Source organism: Pseudonocardia halophobica, assembly GCF_027922425.1.
GTDB classification, from domain to species: Bacteria; Actinomycetota; Actinomycetes; order Mycobacteriales; family Pseudonocardiaceae; genus Pseudonocardia; species Pseudonocardia halophobica.
Window position 1 is genome coordinate 1 of record NZ_BSFQ01000215.1, and the last position, 666, is coordinate 666.

The window sequence follows — 666 nt, forward strand, 5'->3', positions numbered from 1 at the left end:
GCGACCGCGCCGGCGGTGACGGTCTTCCACGGCTTGGCATTCTTGCGAGGCGGAATGACAGCGCGGGCGCCGCGGTCAGCGATTGCATCGTGGCATTTGCGGGTGTCGTAGGCACCGTCGGCAGAGACGCTGCTGATCTGCTCGTACGCTGGGATCTGGTTGAGCAGGTCGGGTAAGACCGGTGCATCGCCGATATGGCTACCTGTGACCTCGACTGCGCGAACCTCCAGTGTTTCCTCGTCGATCCCGAGATGGATCTTGCGCCAGACGCGCCGTTTCGGGCCGCCATGCTTGCGGGCGTGCCACTCGCCTTCGCCCTCGACTTTGATACCCGTGCTGTCGCTGGTTTTGTCGCAAATTTCCAAACAGTCTGAAAGGGTCTGAGCGCTGGACATAATTATGCAGCGAGCCTCGCAAAGGTCTGGAACGCCGAGGCACCGTTAGCCGGGATCTGCCCCTTGCGTATCATGTGCGCGGTCTCGATCCCGGCGACTGTGGCGATGGCCGAATGGAAGGCCTTGAAGCCCATCATTGGCCGCGTGATCCGCTTGATGAAGCGATGGTCTTGCTCAATGATGTTGTTCAGATACTTGACCTGCCGGACCTCGATCATTCGACCAATGCCGGTGAATTTCAGGATCACGTTCACCGCCTCAAGGCCCGCCA

The 666-nt window shown here is 60.4% G+C and carries 1 protein-coding gene and 1 pseudogene; both read right to left on the minus strand.

Annotated features, from left to right (window positions below; genetic code table 11):
- Nucleotides 1-341 (minus strand): annotated as a pseudogene (locus tag PKE99_RS39215) (IS5 family transposase); the annotation flags it as partial.
- Nucleotides 342-397: 56 nt separating this feature from the next.
- Nucleotides 398-666 (minus strand): DDE-type integrase/transposase/recombinase (locus PKE99_RS39220; protein WP_271215123.1); only part of this gene is annotated, 269 nt, incomplete at its 5' end.